The organism is Lacinutrix sp. YIN62 (genome assembly GCF_057219185.1).
In genome coordinates this window covers 1-837 of the sequence record NZ_JBXVVH010000080.1, presented here as the reverse complement: position 1 = coordinate 837, position 837 = coordinate 1, and the positions used below count along the sequence as shown (strand labels likewise).

Annotated in this window: 2 tRNA genes and 2 rRNA genes; all 4 read left to right on the top strand. The window is 40.5% G+C overall.

Going from position 1 to position 837, the window contains the following annotated elements:
- Positions 1–85, top strand: a 16S ribosomal RNA gene (locus tag AC2D8I_RS16280); the annotation flags it as partial.
- 84 nt (positions 86–169) lie between these two features.
- A tRNA-Ile gene (locus tag AC2D8I_RS16275) sits at positions 170–243 on the top strand.
- Positions 244–326: 83 nt separating this feature from the next.
- Positions 327–400 (top strand) — tRNA-Ala (locus AC2D8I_RS16270).
- Positions 401–561: 161 nt separating this feature from the next.
- Positions 562–837: ribosomal RNA gene (locus AC2D8I_RS16265) — 23S ribosomal RNA — on the top strand; the annotation flags it as partial.

The window sequence follows — 837 nt, the reverse complement described above, 5'->3', positions numbered from 1 at the left end:
GGAGCGGCCTAGGGTAAAATCGGTAACTAGGGCTAAGTCGTAACAAGGTAGCCGTACCGGAAGGTGCGGCTGGAACACCTCCTTTCTAGAGAAAGACGATTAAGGAAAAACAAGAAAAGAAGTGTTTTATTCTCAAGCTGTTAATTTAAAAAAGATAAACTTAAAGTAGAGTCTCATAGCTCAGCTGGTTAGAGCGCTACACTGATAATGTAGAGGTCGGCAGTTCGAGTCTGCCTGAGACTACAAAGTTTAAAAAGAAGGAAATTCTAGAAGTTGAATATAGATTCTACAATATTAATTTTGAATTCAACATTCGGGATTAACAAGGGGGATTAGCTCAGCTGGCTAGAGCGCTTGCCTTGCACGCAAGAGGTCATCGGTTCGACTCCGATATTCTCCACAAAGTTATAGCAATATAACAGAAAGTTCATTGACATATTGAAAAAAGATACATGAAATAAATTAAGTATTTAATAAAATGCTTAAACAAGTAATAATAACGACTAATAGCCAGTAACGAGCTAGCTATTAGAAGTAACTCATTAAAAAAGCAAAAAGTACAATAAGCTAAATAAGAGCGTATGGGGAATGCCTAGGCTCTCAGAGGCGAAGAAGGACGTGATAAGCTGCGAAAAGCTGCGGGGATTGGCACATACAAATAGATCCGCAGATATCCGAATGGGGCAACCCGGCATATTGAAGATATGTCACCTAGCAATAGGAGCAAACCCGGAGAACTGAAACATCTAAGTACCCGGAGGAGAAGAAAACAAAAGTGATTCCGTTAGTAGTGGCGAGCGAACGCGGATTAGCCCAAACCAGTAATGTTACGGCATT